Origin of the sequence: Variovorax sp. Varisp36, assembly GCF_047304235.1 — a bacterium.
Lineage (GTDB): Bacteria > Pseudomonadota > Gammaproteobacteria > Burkholderiales > Burkholderiaceae_C > Variovorax.
Genome location: NZ_JBGLYU010000017.1, coordinates 14,986 through 37,048, shown reverse-complemented (window position 1 = coordinate 37,048; position 22,063 = coordinate 14,986). Strand labels below are relative to the sequence as shown.

At 67.1% G+C, this 22,063-nt stretch carries 22 protein-coding genes; 12 read left to right on the top strand and 10 right to left on the bottom strand.

Annotated features, from left to right (window positions below; genetic code table 11):
* Positions 1–14 precede the first annotated feature (14 nt).
* Both ACCD11_RS12620 and ACCD11_RS12615 read left to right on the top strand, forming a co-directional pair.
* Entirely contained in the window at positions 15–512 is a 498-nt protein-coding gene (locus tag ACCD11_RS12620) for a MerR family transcriptional regulator (protein ID WP_413314103.1), read from the top strand.
* The gene (locus ACCD11_RS12615; RefSeq protein ID WP_413314102.1) at positions 430–882 is read left to right on the top strand and encodes a carboxymuconolactone decarboxylase family protein; all 453 of its coding nucleotides are present in this window, start codon (positions 430–432) and stop codon (positions 880–882) included. Before ACCD11_RS12620 ends, ACCD11_RS12615 begins: the two co-directional genes overlap by 83 nt.
* A gap of 162 nt (positions 883–1,044) precedes the next feature.
* On the opposite strand, the gene ettA is transcribed toward ACCD11_RS12615, so the two are convergent.
* Positions 1,045–2,706 (bottom strand): energy-dependent translational throttle protein EttA, encoded by a 1,662-nt coding sequence (ettA, locus tag ACCD11_RS12610; RefSeq protein ID WP_007829535.1) that lies wholly within the window; start codon positions 2,704–2,706, stop codon positions 1,045–1,047.
* 311 nt (positions 2,707–3,017) lie between these two features.
* On the opposite strand from ettA, the gene ACCD11_RS12605 reads away from it, so the two are divergent.
* Complete coding sequence (locus ACCD11_RS12605) at positions 3,018–4,817, top strand: DEAD/DEAH box helicase (RefSeq protein ID WP_413314101.1); 1,800 nt, start codon at positions 3,018–3,020, stop codon at positions 4,815–4,817.
* Positions 4,818–4,954: 137 nt separating this feature from the next.
* Positions 4,955–5,968 carry an endonuclease/exonuclease/phosphatase family protein gene (locus ACCD11_RS12600; RefSeq protein ID WP_413314100.1) on the top strand — a complete coding sequence of 338 codons (1,014 nt, stop codon included), beginning with the start codon at positions 4,955–4,957 and terminating at the stop codon, positions 5,966–5,968.
* Positions 5,969–5,971: 3 nt separating this feature from the next.
* On the opposite strand, the gene ACCD11_RS12595 is transcribed toward ACCD11_RS12600, so the two are convergent.
* The 5 genes from ACCD11_RS12595 to ACCD11_RS12575 all read right to left on the bottom strand — a co-directional run bounded on the left by ACCD11_RS12595 (position 5,972) and on the right by ACCD11_RS12575 (position 11,065).
* Positions 5,972–7,042 carry an ABC transporter ATP-binding protein gene (locus ACCD11_RS12595; protein WP_413314099.1) on the bottom strand — a complete coding sequence of 357 codons (1,071 nt, stop codon included), beginning with the start codon at positions 7,040–7,042 and terminating at the stop codon, positions 5,972–5,974.
* Positions 7,043–7,061: 19 nt separating this feature from the next.
* A complete protein-coding gene (locus tag ACCD11_RS12590) occupies positions 7,062–7,913 on the bottom strand; it encodes a carbohydrate ABC transporter permease (RefSeq protein WP_007829528.1) in 852 nt (283 codons plus the stop codon).
* The gene (locus ACCD11_RS12585) at positions 7,910–8,788 is read right to left on the bottom strand and encodes a carbohydrate ABC transporter permease (RefSeq protein WP_413314097.1); all 879 of its coding nucleotides are present in this window, start codon (positions 8,786–8,788) and stop codon (positions 7,910–7,912) included. The genes ACCD11_RS12590 and ACCD11_RS12585 overlap by 4 nt, the downstream gene beginning before the upstream one ends.
* 43 nt (positions 8,789–8,831) lie before the next feature.
* On the bottom strand, positions 8,832–10,214 hold the full coding sequence (locus ACCD11_RS12580; protein WP_007829525.1) for an ABC transporter substrate-binding protein: 1,383 nt from the start codon (positions 10,212–10,214) through the stop codon (positions 8,832–8,834).
* 107 nt (positions 10,215–10,321) lie between these two features.
* Positions 10,322–11,065, bottom strand: a complete 744-nt coding sequence (locus tag ACCD11_RS12575; RefSeq protein ID WP_007829524.1) for a FadR/GntR family transcriptional regulator — start codon at positions 11,063–11,065, stop codon at positions 10,322–10,324.
* 150 nt (positions 11,066–11,215) lie between these two features.
* On the opposite strand from ACCD11_RS12575, the gene ACCD11_RS12570 reads away from it, so the two are divergent.
* From ACCD11_RS12570 to ACCD11_RS12550, 5 genes are all read left to right on the top strand, one after another.
* Positions 11,216–12,952 (top strand): IlvD/Edd family dehydratase, encoded by a 1,737-nt coding sequence (locus ACCD11_RS12570; protein WP_007829523.1) that lies wholly within the window; start codon positions 11,216–11,218, stop codon positions 12,950–12,952.
* Positions 12,953–13,069: 117 nt separating this feature from the next.
* Positions 13,070–13,978: a 2-dehydro-3-deoxygalactonokinase gene (locus ACCD11_RS12565; RefSeq protein ID WP_007829522.1), complete on the top strand. Its 909-nt coding sequence runs from the start codon at positions 13,070–13,072 to the stop codon at positions 13,976–13,978.
* Positions 13,975–14,616, top strand: a complete 642-nt coding sequence (locus ACCD11_RS12560) for a 2-dehydro-3-deoxy-6-phosphogalactonate aldolase (RefSeq protein ID WP_413314096.1) — start codon at positions 13,975–13,977, stop codon at positions 14,614–14,616. The genes ACCD11_RS12565 and ACCD11_RS12560 overlap by 4 nt, the downstream gene beginning before the upstream one ends.
* Positions 14,616–15,389 (top strand): aldolase, encoded by a 774-nt coding sequence (locus ACCD11_RS12555; RefSeq protein WP_413314149.1) that lies wholly within the window; start codon positions 14,616–14,618, stop codon positions 15,387–15,389. Before ACCD11_RS12560 ends, ACCD11_RS12555 begins: the two co-directional genes overlap by 1 nt.
* A gap of 194 nt (positions 15,390–15,583) precedes the next feature.
* Entirely contained in the window at positions 15,584–15,904 is a 321-nt protein-coding gene (locus ACCD11_RS12550; protein WP_007829519.1) for a hypothetical protein, read from the top strand.
* A 45-nt stretch (positions 15,905–15,949) separates the two neighbouring features.
* Here the strand turns inward: ACCD11_RS12550 and ACCD11_RS12545 are convergent, their stop codons facing one another.
* From ACCD11_RS12545 to ACCD11_RS12530, 4 genes are all read right to left on the bottom strand, one after another.
* Complete coding sequence (locus tag ACCD11_RS12545) at positions 15,950–16,663, bottom strand: SDR family oxidoreductase (protein ID WP_413314095.1); 714 nt, start codon at positions 16,661–16,663, stop codon at positions 15,950–15,952.
* A gap of 94 nt (positions 16,664–16,757) precedes the next feature.
* Positions 16,758–18,176: an MATE family efflux transporter gene (locus ACCD11_RS12540; protein ID WP_413314094.1), complete on the bottom strand. Its 1,419-nt coding sequence runs from the start codon at positions 18,174–18,176 to the stop codon at positions 16,758–16,760.
* Positions 18,177–18,193: 17 nt separating this feature from the next.
* Positions 18,194–19,507: an MFS transporter gene (locus tag ACCD11_RS12535; protein WP_007829517.1), complete on the bottom strand. Its 1,314-nt coding sequence runs from the start codon at positions 19,505–19,507 to the stop codon at positions 18,194–18,196.
* A gap of 109 nt (positions 19,508–19,616) precedes the next feature.
* Positions 19,617–20,072, bottom strand: a complete 456-nt coding sequence (locus ACCD11_RS12530; protein WP_413314093.1) for a MarR family winged helix-turn-helix transcriptional regulator — start codon at positions 20,070–20,072, stop codon at positions 19,617–19,619.
* Positions 20,073–20,147: 75 nt separating this feature from the next.
* Between ACCD11_RS12530 and ACCD11_RS12525 the strand changes: the two genes are divergently transcribed.
* The 3 genes from ACCD11_RS12525 to ACCD11_RS12515 all read left to right on the top strand — a co-directional run bounded on the left by ACCD11_RS12525 (position 20,148) and on the right by ACCD11_RS12515 (position 22,041).
* Complete coding sequence (locus ACCD11_RS12525; RefSeq protein ID WP_007829509.1) at positions 20,148–20,696, top strand: PaaI family thioesterase; 549 nt, start codon at positions 20,148–20,150, stop codon at positions 20,694–20,696.
* Positions 20,697–20,699: 3 nt separating this feature from the next.
* Positions 20,700–21,662: a LysR substrate-binding domain-containing protein gene (locus tag ACCD11_RS12520; protein ID WP_413314092.1), complete on the top strand. Its 963-nt coding sequence runs from the start codon at positions 20,700–20,702 to the stop codon at positions 21,660–21,662.
* Between the two features lie 103 nt (positions 21,663–21,765).
* Positions 21,766–22,041 (top strand): DUF4242 domain-containing protein, encoded by a 276-nt coding sequence (locus ACCD11_RS12515; protein ID WP_007829504.1) that lies wholly within the window; start codon positions 21,766–21,768, stop codon positions 22,039–22,041.
* Positions 22,042–22,063 lie beyond the last annotated feature (22 nt).

The following is a 22,063-nucleotide window of genomic DNA, read 5'->3' as shown; positions in this document are numbered from 1 at the left end:
CGAGAATCAACGCCATGGAAACCAGCCTGACCATCGCGGAAGTCGCGCAGCGAACCGGCCTCACGGCCTACACGCTGCGCTACTACGAACGCATCGGGCTGATTGCCGCGGTGCCGCGTGCACCGGGCGGTCAGCGGCGCTATGCGAGCGCCGACATGGACTTGCTGGATTTCCTGTTGCGCCTGCGCGAGACCGGCATGTCCATCCAGGGCATGCAGGCCTTCGTCAGGCTTCGAAACCAGGGGGACGCCAGCGTCGGCGAACGGCGCGAGATGCTCGAACAGCACCTTGCCGAAGTTCAGGCCCGGGTGGCGGCGCTGCAGCAATCCATGCAGGCGCTGTCGCTCAAGATCGACCACTACCGCGCGGTCGAGAAGACGAAGAAGCGTCCTCCTTCATCGGGCACCGCCCCGGAAGGAAAGACGAGCAATGACGAATACACAGAACCAGGGCCACAACGACAACCTGCGCTACACGCGCGGCCTGGCCAAGCTCCACGAGATCGACGGTGAAGGCGGCGTCAATGTGGTCGATAGCCTGGCCGGCATCGCGCCCGACTTCGCCCGCCTGGTGATCGAGTTTCCGTTCGGCGACATCTACTCGCGCCCCGGTCTCGACCTGCGCGCCCGCGAGATCGCGACCGTGGCTGCGCTCACAGCCATGGGCAATGCGACGCCGCAGCTGAAGGTGCACATCCAGGGTGCGCTGAACGTCGGCGCGACGCGCACCGAGGTTGTCGAGGTCATCATGCAGATGGCGGTGTACGCGGGCTTCCCGGCGGCGCTCAACGGCCTGTTTGCGGCGCGCGAGGTGTTCGCGGCCGACGATGAAAAAAGCGCGCAGTCCCTTGCGGAACCGCGCGCTCTTGCCGAAACGAACTGAGGGGTTTCTCGCAGGCCGTCGTGCCCCCGCCCCAACCCTCCCCCAGCGGGGGAGGGAGCAAATCCAGGAACACCGAGGAACCGGCTTTGCCGGGCCTCAGGTGTTGCCCCCGGCAGGGGGTAGGCGAAGCGACACGAAGTGCGCGCAGCCTGGGGGCGAGCCCTATTTCAAGGCCTTGTAGCGCATGCGCTTGGGCTTTGCGCCTTCTTCGCCCAGGCGCTTCTTCTTGTCGGCTTCGTACTCCTGGTAGTTGCCGTCGAAGAAAGTCCACTGGCTGTCGCCTTCGGCGGCCAGGATGTGGGTGGCGATGCGGTCGAGGAACCAGCGGTCATGGCTGATCACCATGACGGTGCCGGCGAACTCGAGCAGCGCGTCTTCGAGCGCGCGCAGCGTTTCCACGTCGAGGTCGTTCGACGGTTCGTCCAGCAGCAGCACGTTGCCGCCGGCGATCAGCGTCTTGGCCAGGTGCAGGCGGCCGCGTTCACCGCCCGACAGCGTACCGACCTTCTTCTGCTGATCGGCCCCGTTGAAGTTGAAGCGGCCCGCATACGCGCGGCTCGCCATCTGGAACTTGCCGACGTTGATGATGTCCAGGCCGTTCGAGATGTCTTCCCACACGGTCTTCTGGTTGGCCAGCTCGTCGCGGTGCTGGTCGACGAAGGCCATCTTCACGGTCTGGCCGATGACGACCTCGCCCGAATCGGGCTTTTCCTTGCCCGCGAGCAGCTTGAAGAGCGTCGACTTGCCGGCGCCGTTCGGGCCGATGATGCCGACGATCGCGCCCGGCGGCACGGTGAAGCTCAGGTTGTCGATCAGCATGCGGTCGCCGAAGGACTTGCTGACGCCGTGGAACTCGAACACCTGCTGACCCAGCCGCTCGGCCACAGGAATGAAGATTTCCTGCGTCTCGTTGCGCTTCTGGTATTCCATGTCGCTCAGCTCTTCGAAGCGGGCCAGGCGGGATTTGCTCTTGGCCTGGCGTGCCTTCGGGTTCTGGCGCGACCACTCCAGTTCCTTCTTCAGCGCCTTGGCGTGGGCTTCCTCGCTCTTCTGCTCCTGCGCGAGGCGCTCGCCCTTCTGCTCGAGCCAGGTGCTGTAGTTGCCCTTCCAGGGGATGCCGCGACCGCGGTCCATTTCCAGGATCCACTCGGCCGCGTTGTCCAGGAAGTAGCGATCGTGCGTGATGGCCACCACGGTGCCCGAGAAGCGCTGCAGGAACACTTCGAGCCACTCCACCGATTCGGCATCCAGGTGGTTGGTCGGCTCGTCGAGCAGCAGCATGTCGGGCTTGGACAGCAGGAGGCGGCACAGCGCCACGCGGCGCTTTTCGCCGCCAGACAGCAGGCCGATCTTCGCGTCCCACGGCGGAAGGCGCAGGGCATCGGCGGCGATTTCCAGCTGATGCTCGGAATCGGTGCCGGCGGTGGCGATGATGGCTTCGAGCTGGGCCTGCTCAGCCGCCAGCGCGTCGAAGTCGGCGTCTTCGGCACCATAGGCGATGTACACCTCTTCGAGGCGCGCCTTGGCCGCAAACACCGCGCCCATGGACTCTTCGACCGACTCACGCACCGTGTGCTCGGTGTTGAGCTTGGGTTCCTGCTCCAGATAGCCGATCGTCATCCCCGGCATGGGCAGCGCCTCGCCCTCGAACTCCTTGTCCACACCCGCCATGATCTTGAGCAGCGTGGACTTGCCCGAGCCGTTCAGGCCGAGCACGCCGATCTTGGCGCCGGGGAAGAAAGAGAGCGAAATGTCTTTCAAGAGCTGCCGCTTGGGCGGCACGGTCTTGCTGACACGGTTCATCGAATAGACGTATTGAGCCATCTGGGAATAGTTACCTTGGGTACAAAGATTCGGGGGGAAAGCGCGGTCGCCAGAAAGAAGCCCTCGGGAAGCATTCAGGCGCGGCAAACCACCGATTATCGACTCATGCGACAATAGCCACCGTTGCCGGGTCCAGTTGCCCGCAACACCGGCTCTCTGCCGGGGACGAAGAAAGCTCCATTTCAACCCTTTTGCGAGGGCGGACTTTCCGGCTCCCACCCCTGACCTTCATCTGCCTTGACTGGCTCGGCGTCAACAAGACGCCTGGCGGGCCGATGCCACTGCGCCGTGTATGGCGCTTATTGTTTCCAATGAATTTTGACGAACTGAAGCTGGCCCCCGCCATCTTGAAGGCTGTGCACGAGCACGGCTACGACACCCCCACCCCCATCCAGGCGCAAGCCATTCCCGCGGTTCTCGAAGGCCACGACCTGCTGGGCGGCGCCCAGACCGGCACCGGCAAGACGGCCGCCTTCACGCTGCCGATGCTGCACAAGCTCAGCATGAGCCGCAGCGCCACCAACAAGTTCGGCGGTACCGGCATCCGCGCCCTCGTGCTGACCCCCACGCGCGAACTCGCGGCCCAGGTCGAAGAGTCGGTGCGCACCTACGGCAAGTACCTGCAGCTCGACTCGACCGTGATCTTCGGCGGCGTCGGCATGAACCCGCAGATCAGCAAGCTCAAGAAGGGTGTCGACATCCTCGTGGCCACCCCCGGCCGCCTGCTCGACCTGCAGCAGCAAGGCATGCTCGACCTGAGCCAGGTCCAGATGCTGATCCTGGACGAAGCCGACCGCATGCTCGACATGGGCTTCATCCACGACGTGAAGAAGATCCTGGCCCTGGTGCCCAAGGAAAAGCAGAGCCTGCTGTTCTCGGCCACCTTCAGCGACGAGATCCGCGACCTCGCGGCCACGCTGCTGAAGAACCCGCAAAGCATCCAGGTCACGCCGCGCAACACCACCGTGCAGCGCATCACCCAGGTGATCCACCCCGTGGGCCGCGGCAAGAAGAAGGCGCTGCTCGCGCACATCATCAACGAGAACAAGTGGAGCCAGGTGCTCGTGTTCACGCGCACCAAGTTCGGCGCCAACAGCGTGGCCGAATTCCTCACCAAGAACGGCATCGAGGCGATGGCGCTGCACGGCAACAAGAGCCAGAGCGCCCGCACGCAAGCGCTGGCCGGCTTCAAGACCGGCGACATCCGAGCGCTGGTGGCCACCGACATCGCGGCGCGCGGCATCGACATCGATGAACTGCCGCACGTCGTGAACTACGAGATTCCGAACGTCAGCGAAGACTACGTGCACCGCATCGGCCGCACCGGCCGCGCCGGTTCGAGCGGCGAGGCCGTGAGCTTCGTGTGCCTGGACGAAGAGGGCTTCATGCAGGAAATCGAACGCTTCACCAAGCAGACGATTCCGGTGCAGATCGTCGAAGGCTTCGGCCCTGAAGACGGCGAACGCGCCGAGCCGATCGCCATGGGTCGCCAGACGATCTGGGGCGGCGCCGGCCGTCCGCCGAGCCGCGACGTGATGCAGGCGGCCGCCAAGGCTGCCCGCACCGAGATGCTGCAGCGCATCCGCGAGAACAAGGCCGGCCAGGGCGGCGGCGAGCGCGCTGGCGGTGGTGGCGGCGGCAATGGCGGCGGTCAACGCCGCGGTGGTGGCGGCCAGGGCCGCAACGCCAACGGTGGCGGCCAAGGCCAGGGGCAAGGCCCGCGCGGCCAGGGTGCTCGCGCACCGCAGGGCCGTGGCCCGCAAGGTCCGGCACGCGCGCCGCACCATGCGCCGCATCAGCAACAGGCCCATCAGCCGCATGACGAGCGCCAGCCGCGCCATCACGGCAACAGCCATAGCCCGACCCAGGCCAACCAGGTTGCGCACCTGCGCGCCGAAGCGGTCGCAGGCGGCGCCGGCCAGCCGGATCCGTTGCGCACGAGCGTCGACCACATGGGTGGCGGACGTGGTCGCGGTCGCCCGGGCGGCGGCGGTGGTGGTGGCGGCTACGGCGGCAACCGTTCGGGCGGCGGTGGCCGCTCGGGCGGCGGCGGCTATGGTGGCGGTGGCCGCTCGGGCGGCGGCGGTGGTGGCCGTTCGTTCGGTCGCTGAGACTCGCCGCGGGTAGAACACCTACCCGGAAGATGAAGAAAGGGCACTCGGTGCCCTTTTTCTTTTGAGGTCGTCAGCGCGTGTGGCAGGCAAGGTTTCGATAGGCAACGGTGACCCGAGCCACAATCATCGCCGCCATGCAATACATCCCACCCAACTACGCCACCCTCTTCGTAGCCACCTGCAACCTCCTCAATCTCGCGGCACCGAACCGCGTGTACTACGAGAACCAGGACGCCTACACCGAGCGCGAGTACGAACGAAAGATCGACTGGATCGGCGAGCGCTTCCATGCACTCAACGCCGACGTGCTGGCGGTGCAGGAGGTGTGGGACGAGTCGGCGCTCAAGGCCTGCATCGCGCGCAGCGGCCTGCGCTACGACTTCGTCTCGGTGCCGGGTGCCGAGAACACGCCACCACACACCGGCGCGCAGGGCACGCCGCGCGTGGGCATCGCGACGCGGCTGAAGGTGGACGAGCTTCGCTCCTTCGTCGACTTCCCTCCGGGCTTCGGCGTCGAGGTGCCGGGCCTGGGCCCCCACACGCGCTTCGAGCGGCCCCCCCTTCTCGCCACGGTGCGCATGAAGCACGGCCAGCAGGTGCATGTGCTCACGGTGCACCTGAAGTCCAAGCGCCCGAAGTTCCTGCAGGACGCCCAAGGCAACCCGCTCGAAGACCGGGACGACCGCAAGGTGGGCGTGATGGCGTCGCTGCGCTCGCTGCTGATGCGCGGCGCGGAAGCCGCGGCCCTGCGCTGCATTGTGATCGACCTGCTGCAGGACACGAACGTGCCGCTCGTGGTGATGGGCGACTTCAACGACAACCCGCACAGCGTGACGACGCAGCTCGTGGCTGCCACCTCCGAAGTGGCCTACGACAAGGCCGCGCGCGACGTGGCCCTGTTCAACGCCTACGAGATGCAGGGTGAATCGGCACTCAAGAAGGACGTGGCGTATTCGCACATCCACCAGGGCTTTCCGGACGTGCTCGACCAGATCTTCGTGAGCGAGGAGTTCGTCGCCACCAGCCGGCACAGCCTGGGCGACGTGCGGCGGGTCGACTATTTCAACGACCACCTGCACGAAGGGCGCGACCGCTCGCGCTCCGACCACGGCTTCGTGCGCGCCTTGCTGCGGCTGCGCACGGCCTGAGGATCAGCCCATGCGCCGGCCGGTCTGCCGGTCGAACAGGTGCACGTTCTCGGCCTCGATGGCCAGCCGCACCGTTTCGTCAGGTCCGGCATCGACGCGGCCATGCACCGCCAGCACCAGCTTTTCTTCGCCGACCTGCACCAGCAGTTCGGTCTCCGCGCCGGTGGGTTCGACCACGATCACCTTGGCTTCGACGCTGTGCGGGCCGCCGCCGAGCGTCATGTCGCCGGGCCGGATGCCGTAGTGCACCGGCTGGCCGTCGGGGGCCGAGGTGCCGGCCGGCACCGGCCAGCGCGCGCCTTGCGATTCGACCCAGCAGTCGCCGCCCGCGCGCCGCACCGTGCCTTCGATGACGTTCATCGACGGCGAGCCGATGAACTGCGCGACGAACAGGTTGTCGGGCCGGTCGTACAGCTCCAGCGGCGTGCCGATCTGCTCGATGATGCCGTCGTGCATCACCACGATGCGGTCGGCCATGGTCATGGCCTCGATCTGGTCGTGCGTCACGTAGACGGTGGTGGTCTTCAGGCGCTGGTGCAGCGCCTTGATCTCGGCGCGCATCGCCACGCGCAGCTTGGCGTCGAGGTTGGACAGCGGCTCGTCGAACAGGAACACCTTCGGGTCGCGCACGATGGCGCGGCCCATGGCCACGCGCTGGCGCTGGCCGCCCGAGAGCTCGCGCGGATAGCGGCCCAGCAATGCGTCGAGGTTGAGTATCTTCGCGGCCCGCGCCACGCGCTCGTCGGTCACCGATTTCTCGGCGTTGCGCAGCCGCAGGCTGAAGCCCATGTTCTCGCCCACCGTCATGTGCGGATAGAGCGCGTAGCTCTGGAACACCATGGCGATGTCGCGGTCCTTCGACTCGAGGTCGTTGACCACGCGGCCGTCGATGACGATCTCGCCGCCGCTGATGTCTTCCAGGCCCGCGAGCATGCGCAGCAGCGTCGACTTGCCGCAGCCCGAAGGGCCGACCAGCACGACGAATTCGCCGTCGGTGATGTCGAAGCCCAGGCCCTTGATGATCTGGACCTTGCCGAAGGATTTCTGGATATTGCGAAAGGTTACGGATGCCATTTGTGATTCCTGGATTCGCTCAGCTCTTGACGGCGCCGGCAGTAAGACCACCGACCATGTAGCGTTTGAATGCGTAGTAGATGGCCGCAGGCGGCAACGCATAGATGAGGCCGGTGGCCATCAGCAGCTCCCATGGCGAATCGTCCGCCGAGAGGAAGTTGCCGAGCGCGACGGCAAGGGTCACGCTCCTGTCGTTCGACAGCAGCAGGAAGGCGTAGAGGTATTCGTTCCATGCCAGCAGCAGCGAATAGGTGCCCACCGCCACCAGCGACGGCACCATCAGCGGCAAGTACACCAGGCGGAACAACTGCAGCGGCGAGGCGCCGTCCATGCGCGCGGCCTCGTCGAGCTCGTAGGGCAGTTTGTCCGACGCCTGCTTCAGCACCCAGATGCAGTACGGCGAAGCGATGGTCACCATCGCCAGGATCAACGCCCACTGGCTGTTGAGCAGCCCGTAGTTGCCCATGGTCTTGTACATCGGCACGGCCAGGAACGCCGCCGGGATGAAGTACGTGAACAGCGCCAGGTTCATCACCGTGCGCCCGCCGCGCACACGCAGCCGGCTGATGGCGAATGCGGCCGTGGTTGCCACGAACAGCGTGAGCACGCCCACCGACAGCGCGATCAGCAGCGAGTTCCACAGCTGCAGCCAGAAGTGGTCGAGGTAGAAATGCTTCTGCTGGAACACGATGCGGAAGTTGTCCAGCGTCGGGTTCTTGGGCCACAGGTGGCCCGAGGTCGCTGAGTCCTTCGACGAGATCGCGAACAGCACCATGTGGTAGACCGGGATCAGCGTCCACAGCAGCACAGGTATGCCGATGAGCAGGAGCCGGGCTTCGGTGAGCACGGCTTTCGGAGTCCAGCGCTTCATTTCGAGAGCCTCTTCATCATGAAGTACACGAGGGGCAGCACGAGCGGCAAGGCCACCACGATGGATGCCATCGACAGGTCGACCTGGTCGAGGCGCAGGTAGCGGATGCCCAGCGTGGCGAGCACATGCGTCAGGTCGGCAGGGCCGCCGCCGGTCAGCAGGTAGACGCTGTTGAAGTCGCCCAGCGTCCAGATCATCGAGAGGATGAGGGAGGTGATGTAGAGCGTCTTCAGTGCCGGCCAGCTCACGAAGCGGAACTTCTGCCACGACGAGGCGCCGTCGACGGAGGCCGCCTCATATTGTTCGGATGGAATGGCCAGCCGCCCCGCCACCAGGATCAGCGTCCAGAACGGCAGCGACTTCCACACGTGCACCACCATCGCGAAGGCCAATGCCAGCGCGGGGTCGTTGAGCCAGTTGGGTCCATCGGCGCCGGTCAGGCGGAAGATGGTGCTGTTGATCACGCCCCACTCGGGGTTCAGCATGAAGCGGATCGACAGGATGGTCGGGATCGACGGCATCGCCCAGGGCAGGATGAAGATCGCCGAGACGATCTTGATCCACCAGCGCGATGTCACGAAGAAGCCGGAGAGCACCAGTGCCACGAGCATCTTGAGGTTGATCGCCACGATCAGGAAGATGGCCGTGTTGATCACCGAGCGGAAGAAGATCGGGTCTTCGACCAGCTTCACGTAGCTTTGCGGATGGCGGGCGAGCCAGAGGCCATAGCCCACCGGGTACAGCACGAACACCACGAACACCAGCAGGTAGGGCACGACCATGACCGCGCCCCAGAACTGCCAGCGCGCATGCCGCGCTCCGGGATTGACGACAGGCGTCGGGGTCGACGCGGCGGCGGTGGCTGTGGCGCTCATGGCATGCAGCTGCTGGTGGTTGCGGGTGTCGCGTGTGCGCCGCTTACTGCGCCGCCACCGTCTTGATGCGCGCGATCATCTCGTCCACGGCCTTGTCCACCGGCACCTTGTCGGTGACGACGCGGCTCATGGCCTTGGCCCAGACGTTCTCGTTGTTCAGCACGGTGAACTTGTAGTTCTTGGTGAACTCGAAGGTCACGGTGCCGGCGGCGTACTGGTTGTAGACCGAGAGGCGGTGCGGGTCGGCCTTCCAGAAGTCGCGCTGCTGCGCGGCCTTGGTGACCGGGAACCAGCGGCCCAGCGAGCCTTCGACGTACGGCGTCAGGTTCTCTTCCTGCATCAGGAAGGCGACGAACTCCTTGGCGCGCGCCTTGTTCTTCGCGTCCTTGAACACCACGCCGGTCTTCACGGCGGTGCGGTACACCATCTTGCTGCCGTCAGGCTTGCTCGGGAAACCCGCGGTGCGGATGCGCTCGGTGTAGTTCTTGCGCGCTTCCTCGCGCTGCTCGGGCGTGAGCGAGGCGTTGTCCGAATCGTCGAGCCACTTGGCGGCGATGGAGATGGTCGCGTTGTGCGTCATCAGCGTCGTCTTGTTGTGGAACGCGACGTTGTTGTCCGGGTCCTTCCAGCTTGTCGACGACGGCGGCGTGCAGCCCTTGGTGTAGGGCGTGGTGTAGTCGGTCAGCGCGCCGATCAGGCCGGTGCGCACCTTCGGGTCGTCGACCAGCAGCTTGCCGTTGTCGTCCACCAGCTTGACGTTGTAGGCGTCCATGAAGGTCAGGAATGAATAGAACGAGTCGCTCGAATCCACGCCCATTGGCATGCCGATGCCGAAGGTGCGCTTGCCGCTCTTCTGGCGGCTGGCGGTCTGCGCCTTCTCGCACCAGAACGTCCAGTACTCCTTCCAGGTCGTCGGGATGTCCGACTCCTTGAAGCCCGCCTCCGCCAGCATGTCGCGCCAGTACTCGATGTGCATCGTCTGCTGCTTGATCGGGAAGGCGTAGTAGGCCTTGCTCTTGGTCTGGTCGTTGTAGAGGTAGGTGGTCTCGATCGTGTTGGGCGCGAAGCGGTCCTTCATGGGCGTGAGCACGCTGCTGATGTCCTCGAGCTTGCCGTCGAAGGCCCACTTGCCCGTGACCTGGAAGTCGTACACGTCGGCGTAGGCCACGTCGGGCGGGCTGCCCGAGTCGAGCGCGGACACGGTCTTGGGGATCATGTCCTGGATCGGGTACTGCGACAGTTCGATCTTGACGTTCTTGTTCTTCTCCTCGAACTTCTTGATGGCGGCGAACAGCGCATCGTCCTCCGCCTTGTAGAAGCCCTTGACCCACCAGACGGTGAGTTTTTCCTGCGCGGCAGCGTGGCCTGCCGACAGCAGGCCCAGCGCGACCAGCGTCGGCGCGATGAGCGACTTGACGAGTTTCATGGTTGATGTCTCCTTCTCTTCTTGGGTGGAATTTGCTCGGGGCGCGAGCGTAGGGTGAAAGAACCGGATGCGAACTGCGGACAAACGCGTAGACGGCGCAGATGCTGCTAGCTGGCCTTGAGCCTGGGCGGCGGCCTGCTCAGGCGCGGCAATCGCCGGCGAGAGCCCAGCACGTCCTCGATGTCCTGGCGCGCGCCGTCGATGAGGCGGATGATCGCGCGCTCGGCCCCGCTCGGGTCGTGCGCGATCACCGCGTCGATCACCGCGCGATGCAGCGGCAGCGAAAGCGCAGGCCCGTCGGGCTTGGCGGTCGATATCTCGAAGCTGGTGCGCAGCAGTGCGCTGAGCACCTTGCTCATCTGCGCCAGCATGCGGTTGCCGGCGGCACTCAGCAGGCCGTTATGGAAGCGCAGGTCGAAGGTGACGTAGTCGCCGCCGTTTTCCACCGCCTCCTTCATGCCGGCGAAGGCCGTTTCTATTTCCGCGATGTCCTTGGCCGTGGCCCGCTCGGCCGCGAGCCTGACGGCCGCCGGCTCCACGACGCGACGCAGGTCCTGCAGGTCGCGCAGGAACTCGGGCGTGAGCCCCGCGCGCGCCTGCCAGGTGATGACATCGGGGTCGAACCAGTTCCACTTGTCCTGGGGCAGCACGCGCGTGCCGACCTTCGGCCCCGTGACGATCAGGCCCTTGGCCGCCAGCGACTTGATGGCCTCGCGCACCACGGTCCGGCTCACGCCGAGTTCCTCGCCGAGCACGGGCTCGGAGGGGATCGACGCACCGATCGCATAGCGTCCCGACACCACGGCTTCACCGAGCAGCTCGAGCGTGCGACCGTGGATGTTCTTGATCATGTGTGATGCGAAATTCGGTATCTCGACGCTCGAAAACACCAAGGGTCCGGTGTGCTGGTCGCGCTTATCATATGATGATTGAAAGCCCGGATCGGCAGGACAAACCCTGAGAGTTCTGCCTCTTATTTCGACAACAAAGAGAGACACTCCATGAGCACCGCTCCCAAGAAAAAACCCGGTGAACTTCGCAGCCAGCAATGGTTCGGCCGCAACGACCGCGACGGCTTCATCTACCGCAGCTGGATGAAGGGCAAGGGCCTGCCGCACGACCAGTTCGACGGCCGCCCGGTCATCGGCATCTGCAACACCTTCAGCGAACTCACGCCCTGCAACTCGCACTTCCGCACGCTGGCCGAGCAAGTGAAGATCGGTGTGTACGAAGCGGGCGGCTTCCCACTCGAGTTCCCCGTGATGTCGCTCGGCGAGACGCTGCTGCGCCCGACCGCCATGCTGTACCGCAACCTCGCGAGCATGGACGTCGAAGAAAGCATCCGTGGCAATCCGCTCGACGGCGTGGTGCTGCTCATGGGCTGCGACAAGACCACGCCCGCACTGATGATGGGCGCGGCCAGCGTCGACCTGCCGACCATCGGCGTGTCGGGCGGCCCGATGCTCTCGGGCAAGTGGCGCGGCCAGGAGCTGGGCTCGGGCACCGGCGTATGGCAGATGAGCGAGCAGGTGCGCGCCGGCACGCTCAAGCTGCAGGAATTCTTCGAGGCCGAGAGCTGCATGCACCGCAGCCACGGCCACTGCATGACGATGGGTACCGCCAGCACCATGGCGAGCATGGTCGAGTCGCTGGGCATCGGGCTGCCGGGCAACGCGGCCTACCCCGCCGTGGACGGCCGCCGCAACGTGCTCGCGCGCCAGGCGGGCCGGCGCATCGTCGACATGGTGCACGAGGACATGAACATGTCGAAGATCCTCACGCGCCAGGCGATCGAGAACGCCATCAAGGTGAACGCGGCCATCGGCGGATCGACCAACCTCGTGATCCACCTGCTGGCCATCGCGGGGCGCATCGGCGTGGACCTCACGCTCGACGACTTCGACCGCCTCGCCTCCGAGCTGCCCTGCCTCGTGAACCTGCAGCCTTCGGGCCAGTTCCTGATGGAAGACTTCTGCTACGCGGGCGGCCTGCCGGTGGTCATCAAGGAGATCGCCGACCACCTGCACAAGGACATCCTCACCGTCACCGGCCAGAGCGTGTGGGAGAACGTGAAGGACGCCGAGAACTACGGCCCGCAGGTCATTCGCACGCTGGCCGAGCCCTTCAAGGAGAAGGCCGGCATCTGCGTGCTGCGCGGCAACCTCGCGCCCAACGGCGCCATCATCAAGCCCAGCGCGGCCACGCCCGAACTGCTGGTGCACAAGGGCCGCGCGGTGGTGTTCGAAAGCGCCGAAGACCTGCACAAGCGCATCGACGACGAGAACCTCGACATCGACGAGCACTGCATCATGGTGCTGAAGAACTGCGGCCCCAAGGGCTACCCCGGCATGGCCGAGGCCGGCAACATGCCGCTGCCGCCGAAGGTGCTGCGCAAGGGCATCACCGACATGGTCCGCATCAGCGATGCGCGCATGAGCGGCACGGCCTACGGCACCGTGGTGCTGCACACCGCACCCGAAGCCGCAGCCGGCGGCCCGCTGGCGCTGGTGCAGGACGGCGACATCGTCGAGCTCGACGTGCCGAACCGCAAATTGCATCTGCATGTGAGCGACGAAGAGCTGGCGAAGCGCCGCGAGAAATGGGTCGCTCCCAAGGCGCCGCTGGACTCGGGGTACTGGAAGCTCTACGTCGACACGGTGCTGCAGGCTGACCAGGGGGCCGACCTGGGCTTTCTGCGTGGTCGCCGTGGGGCTTTCGTGCCGCGCGACAATCACTAGGACCGAGGGCTGAGGGTTCGGGGCGCGATCACGCCGACGAGGGACATTCGCGGAGGGGAGCACCCGGTGGCTTGTGCACGCACCCCGACACAAATCCTCAAAACGCAGGCGACAGACATGACACGACTGATAGCCATCGACTGGGGCACAAGCTCGCTGCGCGGTGCCTTGCTGGACGCCCAAGGCAAGGTACAGGAAGAACGCAGCGATGCGCGAGGCATCCTCGCGGTGCCCGAAGGTGGCTTTCCCGCCGTCTTCGAGTCACTGTTCGGCGACTGGATGCGCCTCGAGGGCGCGCGCTGCCTGATCTCCGGCATGGCCGGCAGCAAGCAGGGCTGGGTGGAAGCACCGTACTGTGCCTGCCCCGCCGGCCGCGTCGAGGTGGGCCGCAGGATCATCGACGTCGACGCCATCCCCGGTGCCAGCATCGCGATCGTGCCGGGCCTGAACGACGAGCACGACGGCGTGCCCGACGTAATGCGCGGCGAAGAGGTGCAGATCTTCGGTGCGATGTCGATCACCGGCCTGGACGACGGCGTCTTCGTGCTGCCCGGTACGCACAACAAATGGGTCACGGTCAAGAAGGGCCGCGTCGCGGGCTTCCGCACCTACATGACGGGCGAGTTCTACGCGCTGCTGAGCCAGCATTCGATCCTGGCGCGCATGCTCGACGCGTCGGCACCGCTCGACGAGGCCTCTTTCCTCGAAGGCGTGACCTGCTCGGAAAACGGCCACGGCCTGCTGCACAACGCCTTCGGCACGCGCACGCTGGCGCTGTTCGAGCGCATGCCGAAGCAGGAACTGTCGAGCTATCTCTCGGGCCTGCTGATCGGTGAGGAACTGCGCACGCAGTCGCTGCAGGCCGCCGGCGAGGTGATCCTCATCGGCTCGTCCGCCCTCACCCAGCGCTATGCACTGGCCCTGCGCGCCACCGGCGTCGCCACACGCACGCTGGGCGCCGAAGCCACCTGGGCCGGACTGCACGCGCTGTCCGGTTTTCTCGACACCGACAGAACCCCCACATGACCACGCCCTTCGAAAAATTCCATGCCGCGATGCGCGAGCTGCCCCTGGTGGCGATCCTGCGCGGTCTCACGCCCGCCGAGGCCGCCGACATCGGCGACGCCATCGCCGGACCCGGCTTCCGGCTGCTCGAGGTGCCGCTCAATTCGCCGCATCCTCTGGAAAGCATTGCGCTGATGCGCAAGCGCTTTCCGCACGCGCTGGTCGGCGCCGGCACGGTGCTCGGCGCGCAGCAGGTGCGCGAGGTGCACGCGGCCGGCGGCGAGCTGATCGTCTCGCCCAACTTCAACGCCGAGGTCATCGCCGAGGCCGCACGGCTCGGCATGGTGTGCCTGCCGGGCGTCATGACGCCAACCGAGGCCTTCGGCGCGCTCGCGGCCGGCGCCACGGGGCTCAAGCTGTTCCCGGCCGAACTGGCCTCGCCCGCCGTGGTGAAAGCGCTGCTGGCCGTGCTGCCGGCCGGCACGCCCGTGATGCCCGTGGGCGGCATCACGCCCGCGAACATGGCCGAATGGCGTGCGGGCGGGGCTGCAGGGTTCGGTATCGGCTCCGCGCTCTACAAGCCCGGCAAGGAGGCCGCGGCGGTGTGCGACGATGCGAAGAAATTCATCGCGGCCTGGACGGGATTGATCCAGGCCTGATCCAGGACGCAACCCAAGAACAAGGAGCCCCCTCGATGTCCGCCGATGCCGCCTACGCCAGCCCCGCCGTCAGCAAGCTGCGCGAAGACCTCGCCCTGGCCTTGCGCGCCGCCGCCCACCACGGGTTGTCCGAAGGCGTCTGCAACCACTTCAGCGTGATGCTGCCGGGCGCGCAGGACCGCTACCTCATCAACCCCCGCGGGCTGCACTGGAGCGAGATCGGCCCCGACGACATCGTGCTGATCGACGTGCACGGCGAGGTGCTCGCGGGCCGCCACCGCGTGGAGCCCACCGCCCTCTTCATCCATGGCGCGGTGCACCGGCTCACGGGCCATGCGGTCGTGATGCACTGCCACATGCCGTACGCCACCGCGCTCACGATCACGGCCGACCGCGCGCTCGACCCGACCGCCAGCCAGAACGCGATGCGCTACATGAACCGCATCGCCATCGACGCCGAATACAACGGCCTCGCGCTCGACGACGCCGAGGGCGAACGCATCGCCCGCGCAATGGCCGGCAAGGACGTGGCCTTTCTCGCGAACCACGGTGTGATCGTGGCAGGCGGCACCATTGCCCATGCCTACGACGACCTCTACTACCTGGAGCGCGCCTGCCTGCACCAGGTGATCGCGCAATCGACCGGCCGTCCGCTCGTGCCGGTCGACGCGAAGCTGGCCGCGCATGTGGCGGCGCAGATCCAGGGCGAGCGCGAGCAGTCGGACCTGTTCTTCGAAGCCCTGCGGCGCATGCTGCCCGCCCCGCGCGGCTGAGCATCCGGCCGATACGGCCAATGGCCTGTCCGCGGGACATGTTCCGCGGTGCAAAGCCATTCACAATTGTGTCTTGACCATGCCGCGTCCGGCGCGCACGGGCTTACAGCTCTTCATCCGATTTCGCTTCAGCCTTACAACAACTTCACACGCAGGCGCGAGGATGAGGCTTCCAACCACAACCGGGGGATCAAGTGAAAAAGCTTAGTTTCGCAATCGGCGCTGCGGCCTTGTTGTCGCTGGCCACACTCAGCATTCCGGCCCAGGCCCAGACGGGCGGGCGCTTCATCCAGGCGCAGGTGTATGTCGTGCCCGCACCGCCACCACCGCCCCGCCACTATTACGCGCCGCCGCCCCCGCCGCGCCACTATTACGGCCCCGGCTACTACCGCGGTCCGGATCGCCACTACGGCCGCCGCTGGGACGACCGCCCGCGCTATGGCCGCAGGGACAACGACGGCGACGGCGTACCCAACCGCTACGACCGCCGGCCCAACAACCCCTACCGCTATTGACGAAGGCCCGGGCCGCGCGCCCGGGTGCTCCATTCGGGCATCGGTTCAGGCTGCCCGCGGCGAGCCGGCATAGGGCGGCGTCGGACTCGACAGGCCCTGCTTGAGCTGCCGCGAGACCTCGTCCGCCAGCACCTCGGGCTGCCCCGCCTCCACGCCCGCCAGCGCCTGGCGCGCCACGTCATCCGGTGAGGCCTTGTCGCCTTCCGCGTGCGCGGCCATGTCGGTGTCCATGTAGCCCACATGCAGGCTCGTGACCTGCGTGCCCTGTGCAGCCAGTTCGTTGCGCAGGCCGTTGCTCAGCGACCATGCCGCCGATTTCGTCGCGCTGTAAGTCGCCACACTGGGGAAGGTGGTCCAGCTCAGCGCCGACAGCACGTTGATCACGCCGCCACCGCCGTTGGCCGCGAGCACGGGCGCGAAAGCCTGCGCCAGCGTCCAGGGGCCGAAGAAGTTGGTTTCGAACTCGGCGCGCGCGGCTGCCACCGCATCGGGCGAACCGAGGAAGCTGGAGCCGCGCGAGATGCCTGCGTTGTTGATCAGCAGCGTGACGTCGCCGCAGGCGCGCGCGGCCGCTTCGGCCTGCGCGGGCTGCGTCACGTCGAGCGCCACCGGCGTCACGCCGGGCAGCGTGATGCTCTTCGGGTCGCGCGCCGCGCCATAGACCTTGCGCGCGCCCGCCGCCAATGCCGCCTTCGCAAAGGCGAGCCCGAGGCCGCGGTTGGCGCCGGTGATGAAGACCACGGAATCCTTGATTTGCATGTGAGCCTTTCGTTGATGGAAGTCGTTGGATGCCTGCATTCGAAGTTCGCGTGAGCCGGGATGCATGAAGCGCGAAGCCTGGGGCAAGCTAGCTTCATCCGGCCTGCGCCATGCGCCGCAGCAGCCCGCCGGTGGTACGCGGCCAGCCGACGCGGCCGAACCAGGCCCCGCCCGCGATGGCCGATGCGATCACGATGCCGTACACCGCCAGCGCCACGCCCTGCGCCCCGAACACACCGGTGAGCCCACCTCCCCAGCGCAGCGCGAGCCAGCCGCCGGTGCCCGCCACCGCCAGGCGCGCGATGTTGCCCAGCACCGGCCACAGCAGGCGGCCCGCGCCCTGCGACGCGAAATACAACACCAGCCCGACGCCGAAGAAGCCATACAGCGGCCCGACCACGCGCAGGTAGTGCGCGCCGGTCTCGAGCATCGCCGGGTCGCTGCCGAACAGCAGCAGCCACGGGCGCGGGAACAGCGCGGCCGCGAGTCCGATGGTTTCTGTGAGCGCAAAGGCCAGCGCCGCGCCGGTCCAGGTGGCGCGCAGCGCGCGTTCGCGCTGCCCGGCCCCCATGCAGGTGCCGACCATGGCCACCAGCGGTGCGCCGAGGCCGAACACCAGCGGCACCAGCAGGTATTCGAGCCGCGAGGCCGTGCCGTAGCCGGCCAGCGCGCCCGAGCCGAAATGACCTGTCAGCGCAGTGGCGATGCCGATCGACAGGTTGGTCGCCACCGTCGACACCGCCCCCACCAGCCCGATGCGCAGGATGTCGCGGAACAGTGGCCAGCGCAGCTTCAGCGCGGCCAGCGTGGGCCGCAGCAGGCTGCGCGGCGAGCGCAGGTAGACGATCAGCGCGACGGAGCCCAGCAGGTAGTACAGCAGCAGCGCCATCGCACCGCCCGCGATGCCCATGCCCGGTAGCGGTCCGATGCCGAAGATCAGCAGCGGCGACGCGGGAACGAGGAACACCACGCCCACCACCGTCACGTTGGCCGGCACCGACATGTTGCCGGTGCCGCGGATGATGGCCGAGAGCGAGTTGAAGAGCCACACCAGCGTCGCGCCCGCGAACACCCAGTTCGAGTACGTGAGCGCAGCCTCGAGCGCCGGCCCCGTGCCGCCCATGGTCCCGTAGAGCCATTGCCCGCCCAGCAGCAGGGCCAGCGTGAAGCACAGGCCGAAGCCCAGCGCGATGACGATGGCGTGCCACACCAGCGCATCCGCATCGTCTTTGCGGCGTGCGCCAAGTGCGCGCGCGATCGACGAGGCGATGCCGCCGCCCATCGCGCCGCTGGAGGTCATCTGCATCAGCATCACGATGGGAAACACCAGCGCCATGCCGGCGAGCGCATCGGTGCCGAGCCTGCCGACGAAGTAGGTCTCGATAAGGCCGACGGAGGCCTGTGCCAGCATCACCAGCACGTTGGGCGCAGCCAGGCGCAGCAGGGTGGGCACGATGGGCGCCTCGAGCAGGCGGCGCGTGCGCGGGTCGAGCTCGGTGTGGGCTGTCGTCATGTCGGGGGCTCCGAGCGTCAGGCCCGTGCCGCGGCAGGCGCGACCTGCGCGCCGGCCTTCGCCGCCGGACGGCGGATCATCATCACGACCACCGCCGCCACCAGGCAGGCTGCGCCGGCCGCGTAGAGCGCCGGTGTGTAGGTCAGCAGCAGCGTGCGCGCGAAGCCGGCGCCGTAGGCGGCCGTGGCGGCGCCCAGCTGGTGCGCGGCAAAGACCCAGCCGAACACCAGGCCCACCTTGGCGGGGCCGAAGGCGGCGCCCGCGAGCTTGACGGTCGGCGGCACGGTGGCGATCCAGTCGAGGCCGTAGAACATCGCGAAGATGCCCAGGCCGTAGATGGTGAACTCCGAATGCGGCAGCCAGAACAGCGACAGGCCGCGCAGGCCGTAGTACCAGAAGAGCAGCTTGCGGTTGTCGTAGCGGTCCGAGAGCCAGCCCGAGAGGATGGTGCCGACGAAGTCGAAGGCCCCCATCATCGCGAGCACCGAGGCTGCGGGCACTGCGCTCATGCCGTAGTCGCCGCACAGCGAGATGAAGTGCGTCTGCACGAGCCCGTTGGTGCTCAGGCCGCAGATGAAGAAAGTGGCGGCGAGGATGAGGAAGGTGCGGTTGGTCGAAACTTCCTTCAACACGCGAAACGGCGTGGCGAAGTTCATCGCCGGCGCGGCGGCGGCAGGCGCGGCCGGCTGGGTGCCGGGCAACTCGCCGTAGGGCAGCAGGCCGAGGTCCGAAGGCCGGTTGCGCATGAGGCACAGCGCCAGCACGCCGATCAGTATGCTGCCGGCCACGATCGGCACGATGGCCGAGCGCCAGCCCCAGTGCTCGATCATCCAGGCCGCGAGCGGCAGGAAGGCCAGCTGACCGGTGGCCGAACTGGCCGTGAGCATGCCGACGACGAGGCCGCGCCGCGCGACGAACCAGCGGTTGGCCACCACCGCGCCGAGCACCAGCGCCGTCATGCCGGTGCCCAGGCCCAGCATCAGGCTCCACAGCACGAACAGGTGCCACAGCTGCGAAGCCATGGTGACCAGTGCCATGCCCAGGCCGACCAGCGCGAGGCCGGTGCAGACCACGGCGCGCAGTCCGTAGCGCTCCATCAGCACCGCGGCGAACGGCCCCATCAGGCCGAACAGCGCGAAGCGGAGCGCCAGCGCCGAGGAGATCTGCCCCGTGCTCCAGCCGAACTCCTTGCCCAGCGGCTGCAGCATGGCGCCCGGCAGGCCCAGCGCGGCCGACATGGTCAGCATGGTGAGGAAGGTGATGGCGGCGACGATCCATCCGTAGTGAATGCCGCGGCGCTGCAGCCATGCGGAGACGGGAGTGGCGAACATGGGACCTCTGCTGTTGGAATTGAATGTGAGGAGAAGCAAGAAACGAAAACGGAATCCGCGCGCGGCCTCGGACGCGATGGGTGAAGGCGTGCGGTTGGAAAGAAAAGGTTCAGTCTTCGGCGTCGGGCTCGTCCTCCGCGCCCAGCAGTTCCATCGACTCATCGATCAGCCGGTGCAGCGCGAGCACACGCTCGACGCCCAGCAGCGCATTGAGTTTTTGCTGCGCTGCCTTCCAGTGCAGCTGCGCCTCGCGGCGCTTGGCATCGCCCTCTTCGGTGATCTGCACCAGCCGGCTGCGCGCATCGGCGCCGGCGCCCAGCGAGATCCAGCCCGCGGCGATCAGCGGCTGCAGGTTGCGGCTCAGGGTCGAGGCGGTCATCTTGAGTTCGCTCGCCAGGTCGACCGGACGCGAGGGCCCGATCCGCGCCAGATTCGACAGCAGCGAGTATTGCGTGGTCTTCAGGCCGCTCTTCGACACCTCGGCGTCGTAGTGCTGCGAGAGGCGGCGCGAGAGCTGGCGCACCTTGAAGCTGGTGCAGCCGCGTGGCTTGGCGAGGGTGTCCATGGGGTATTATTGTAGCTACAACTATTGCATATGCAACTTAACCCTCCGGACAACCCGGACAGGAGAACACCCGGCATGACGCAGAACCCCAGCCAGCTCGACGCATGGATCGCCGAAGAGCGAAAGATCACCGAACGCCTCGAAGCCGGCCCAGGCCCTGGCCTCGCCCGCCCCGACCAGATCGCGGGCAAGACCGGCCTCGAGATGATGCAGGCGATGCTGAACGGCGAGATTCCCTTTGCAGCCATCGCCAGGACGCTGGACTTCACGATCCTCGAAGTGCGCCCGGGCGTGGCCATCTTCCAGGGCACGCCGCTGCCGCAGCACCTGAACCCGCTGGGCACCATCCATGGCGGCTGGGTCGCCACGATGCTCGACTCCGCCCTGGGCTGCTCCGTCCACACGATGATGCCGCCCGGGCGGGCCTACACCACCGCCGAGCTGAACGTGAACTACGTGAAAGGCCTGACGCCCAAGGTGCAGCGCGTGCGCGCCGAAGGCAAGGTGATCCACTGCGGCCGCCAGCTGGCCACCGCCGAGGCCCGCCTCTTCGGGCCCGATGGCACGCTGTACGCGCATGCCACCACGACCTGCCTGGTGTTCGAGACGCGGCCGGCGGGCTGAGCCGTGGGAAACGAGATCCAGCCGGCCGACCTGGGCTTCTTCTGCGCGCTGGCGAGCGCCGGCAGCCTCAGTGCCGCGGCACGCGAGCTGGGTGTCTCGACGGCGGCCGTGAGCAAGCATCTCGCGCAGATGGAAGCGCGCCTGAGTGTCAGCCTGCTCAACCGCACCACGCGGCGCATGAGCCTGACGCCCGAAGGCGAGCTCTATCTCGAGCACGCGCGCCGGATCCTGAACGACATCGACAGCATGGGCGAAATGCTGGGCGCGTCGAAGGCGACGCCACGGGGTCTGCTGCGCGTCAACGCCACGCTCGGCTTCGGCCGCAGCCACATCGCGCCGTTGATATCCAAGTTCGTGCGCGAATATCCGGAGGTGGAAGTGCAGCTGCAGCTGTCGGTCAATCCGCCGCCGCTGACGGACGATTCCTTCGACGTCTGCGTGCGCTTCGGCGCGCCGCCGGATTCGCGCGTGATCGCAAGGCGGATCGCTGCCAACCGCCGCCTGCTGTGCGCCGCGCCGGCCTACATCGCCAGGCGCGGCATGCCCAAGGTGCCCAGCGACCTGGCCAGGCACAACTGCATCGGCATCCGGCAGGGCGAGGAGGCCTACGGCCTCTGGCGGCTGTCGAGCGGCCGGGGCAAGAGCGCCACCACGCAGGCCGTCAAGACACGCGGCACGCTGACGACGAACGACGGAGAGATCGCCGTCAACTGGGCGCTCGACGGGCACGGCATCCTGATGCGCGCGGAGTGGGACATTGCCCGCCACCTGCGCAGCGGCCGCCTCGTGCAGGTCCTGCCGCAGCACCACACGCCGGACGCGGACATCTACGCGGTCTACCCGCAGCGCCACCGACTCGCGGCGCGCGTGCGCGCCTTCGTCGACTACCTGGCACTGTCGCTCGCACGGCAGGCTTCGGCGGACCAGCAGGCGGACTCATCGGCGGCTGGCACCAGGCGGCGGTAGTCGCCAAGGGGGCCGCGGCGGGGTAACCCACCGTCAAACGCAAGCTCAAACGCGCCGCGCCTACGGTCGCGCTCCCTTCGACTCTCTCTTCAAGGTGAGCCTCATGCCCAAATTCGTCATCGAACGCGCCATTCCCAACATCGGCGCCGCCAGCGCCGCCGAACTGCAGGCCGTGTCCCAGAAGTCGTGCGGCGTGCTGCGCGAACTCGGCCCCGACGTGCAATGGGTCCACAGCTACGTCACGGGCGACAAGATCTACTGCGTCTACAACGCGGCCAGCGAAGAGCTGGTGCGCGAGCACGCGCGCAAGGGCGGATTCCCCGCCGACAGCGTGGCGCGCGTGGTGACGACGATCGATCCGACGACTGCGGAGGCCTGACCCCACGATCCTGCCGCGCCCC

Coding starts and splice junctions, on each gene's coding strand:
- ACCD11_RS12620 (WP_413314103.1), top strand. CDS start 15: ATGGAAACCAGCCTGACCATCGCGGAAGTCGCGCAGCGAACCGGCCTC.
- ACCD11_RS12615 (WP_413314102.1), top strand. CDS start 430: ATGACGAATACACAGAACCAGGGCCACAACGACAACCTGCGCTACACG.
- ettA (WP_007829535.1), bottom strand. CDS start 2,706: ATGGCTCAATACGTCTATTCGATGAACCGTGTCAGCAAGACCGTGCCG.
- ACCD11_RS12605 (WP_413314101.1), top strand. CDS start 3,018: ATGAATTTTGACGAACTGAAGCTGGCCCCCGCCATCTTGAAGGCTGTG.
- ACCD11_RS12600 (WP_413314100.1), top strand. CDS start 4,955: ATGCAATACATCCCACCCAACTACGCCACCCTCTTCGTAGCCACCTGC.
- ACCD11_RS12595 (WP_413314099.1), bottom strand. CDS start 7,042: ATGGCATCCGTAACCTTTCGCAATATCCAGAAATCCTTCGGCAAGGTC.
- ACCD11_RS12590 (WP_007829528.1), bottom strand. CDS start 7,913: ATGAAGCGCTGGACTCCGAAAGCCGTGCTCACCGAAGCCCGGCTCCTG.
- ACCD11_RS12585 (WP_413314097.1), bottom strand. CDS start 8,788: ATGAGCGCCACAGCCACCGCCGCCGCGTCGACCCCGACGCCTGTCGTC.
- ACCD11_RS12580 (WP_007829525.1), bottom strand. CDS start 10,214: ATGAAACTCGTCAAGTCGCTCATCGCGCCGACGCTGGTCGCGCTGGGC.
- ACCD11_RS12575 (WP_007829524.1), bottom strand. CDS start 11,065: ATGATCAAGAACATCCACGGTCGCACGCTCGAGCTGCTCGGTGAAGCC.
- ACCD11_RS12570 (WP_007829523.1), top strand. CDS start 11,216: ATGAGCACCGCTCCCAAGAAAAAACCCGGTGAACTTCGCAGCCAGCAA.
- ACCD11_RS12565 (WP_007829522.1), top strand. CDS start 13,070: ATGACACGACTGATAGCCATCGACTGGGGCACAAGCTCGCTGCGCGGT.
- ACCD11_RS12560 (WP_413314096.1), top strand. CDS start 13,975: ATGACCACGCCCTTCGAAAAATTCCATGCCGCGATGCGCGAGCTGCCC.
- ACCD11_RS12545 (WP_413314095.1), bottom strand. CDS start 16,663: ATGCAAATCAAGGATTCCGTGGTCTTCATCACCGGCGCCAACCGCGGC.
- ACCD11_RS12540 (WP_413314094.1), bottom strand. CDS start 18,176: ATGACGACAGCCCACACCGAGCTCGACCCGCGCACGCGCCGCCTGCTC.
- ACCD11_RS12535 (WP_007829517.1), bottom strand. CDS start 19,507: ATGTTCGCCACTCCCGTCTCCGCATGGCTGCAGCGCCGCGGCATTCAC.
- ACCD11_RS12530 (WP_413314093.1), bottom strand. CDS start 20,072: ATGGACACCCTCGCCAAGCCACGCGGCTGCACCAGCTTCAAGGTGCGC.
- ACCD11_RS12525 (WP_007829509.1), top strand. CDS start 20,148: ATGACGCAGAACCCCAGCCAGCTCGACGCATGGATCGCCGAAGAGCGA.
- ACCD11_RS12515 (WP_007829504.1), top strand. CDS start 21,766: ATGCCCAAATTCGTCATCGAACGCGCCATTCCCAACATCGGCGCCGCC.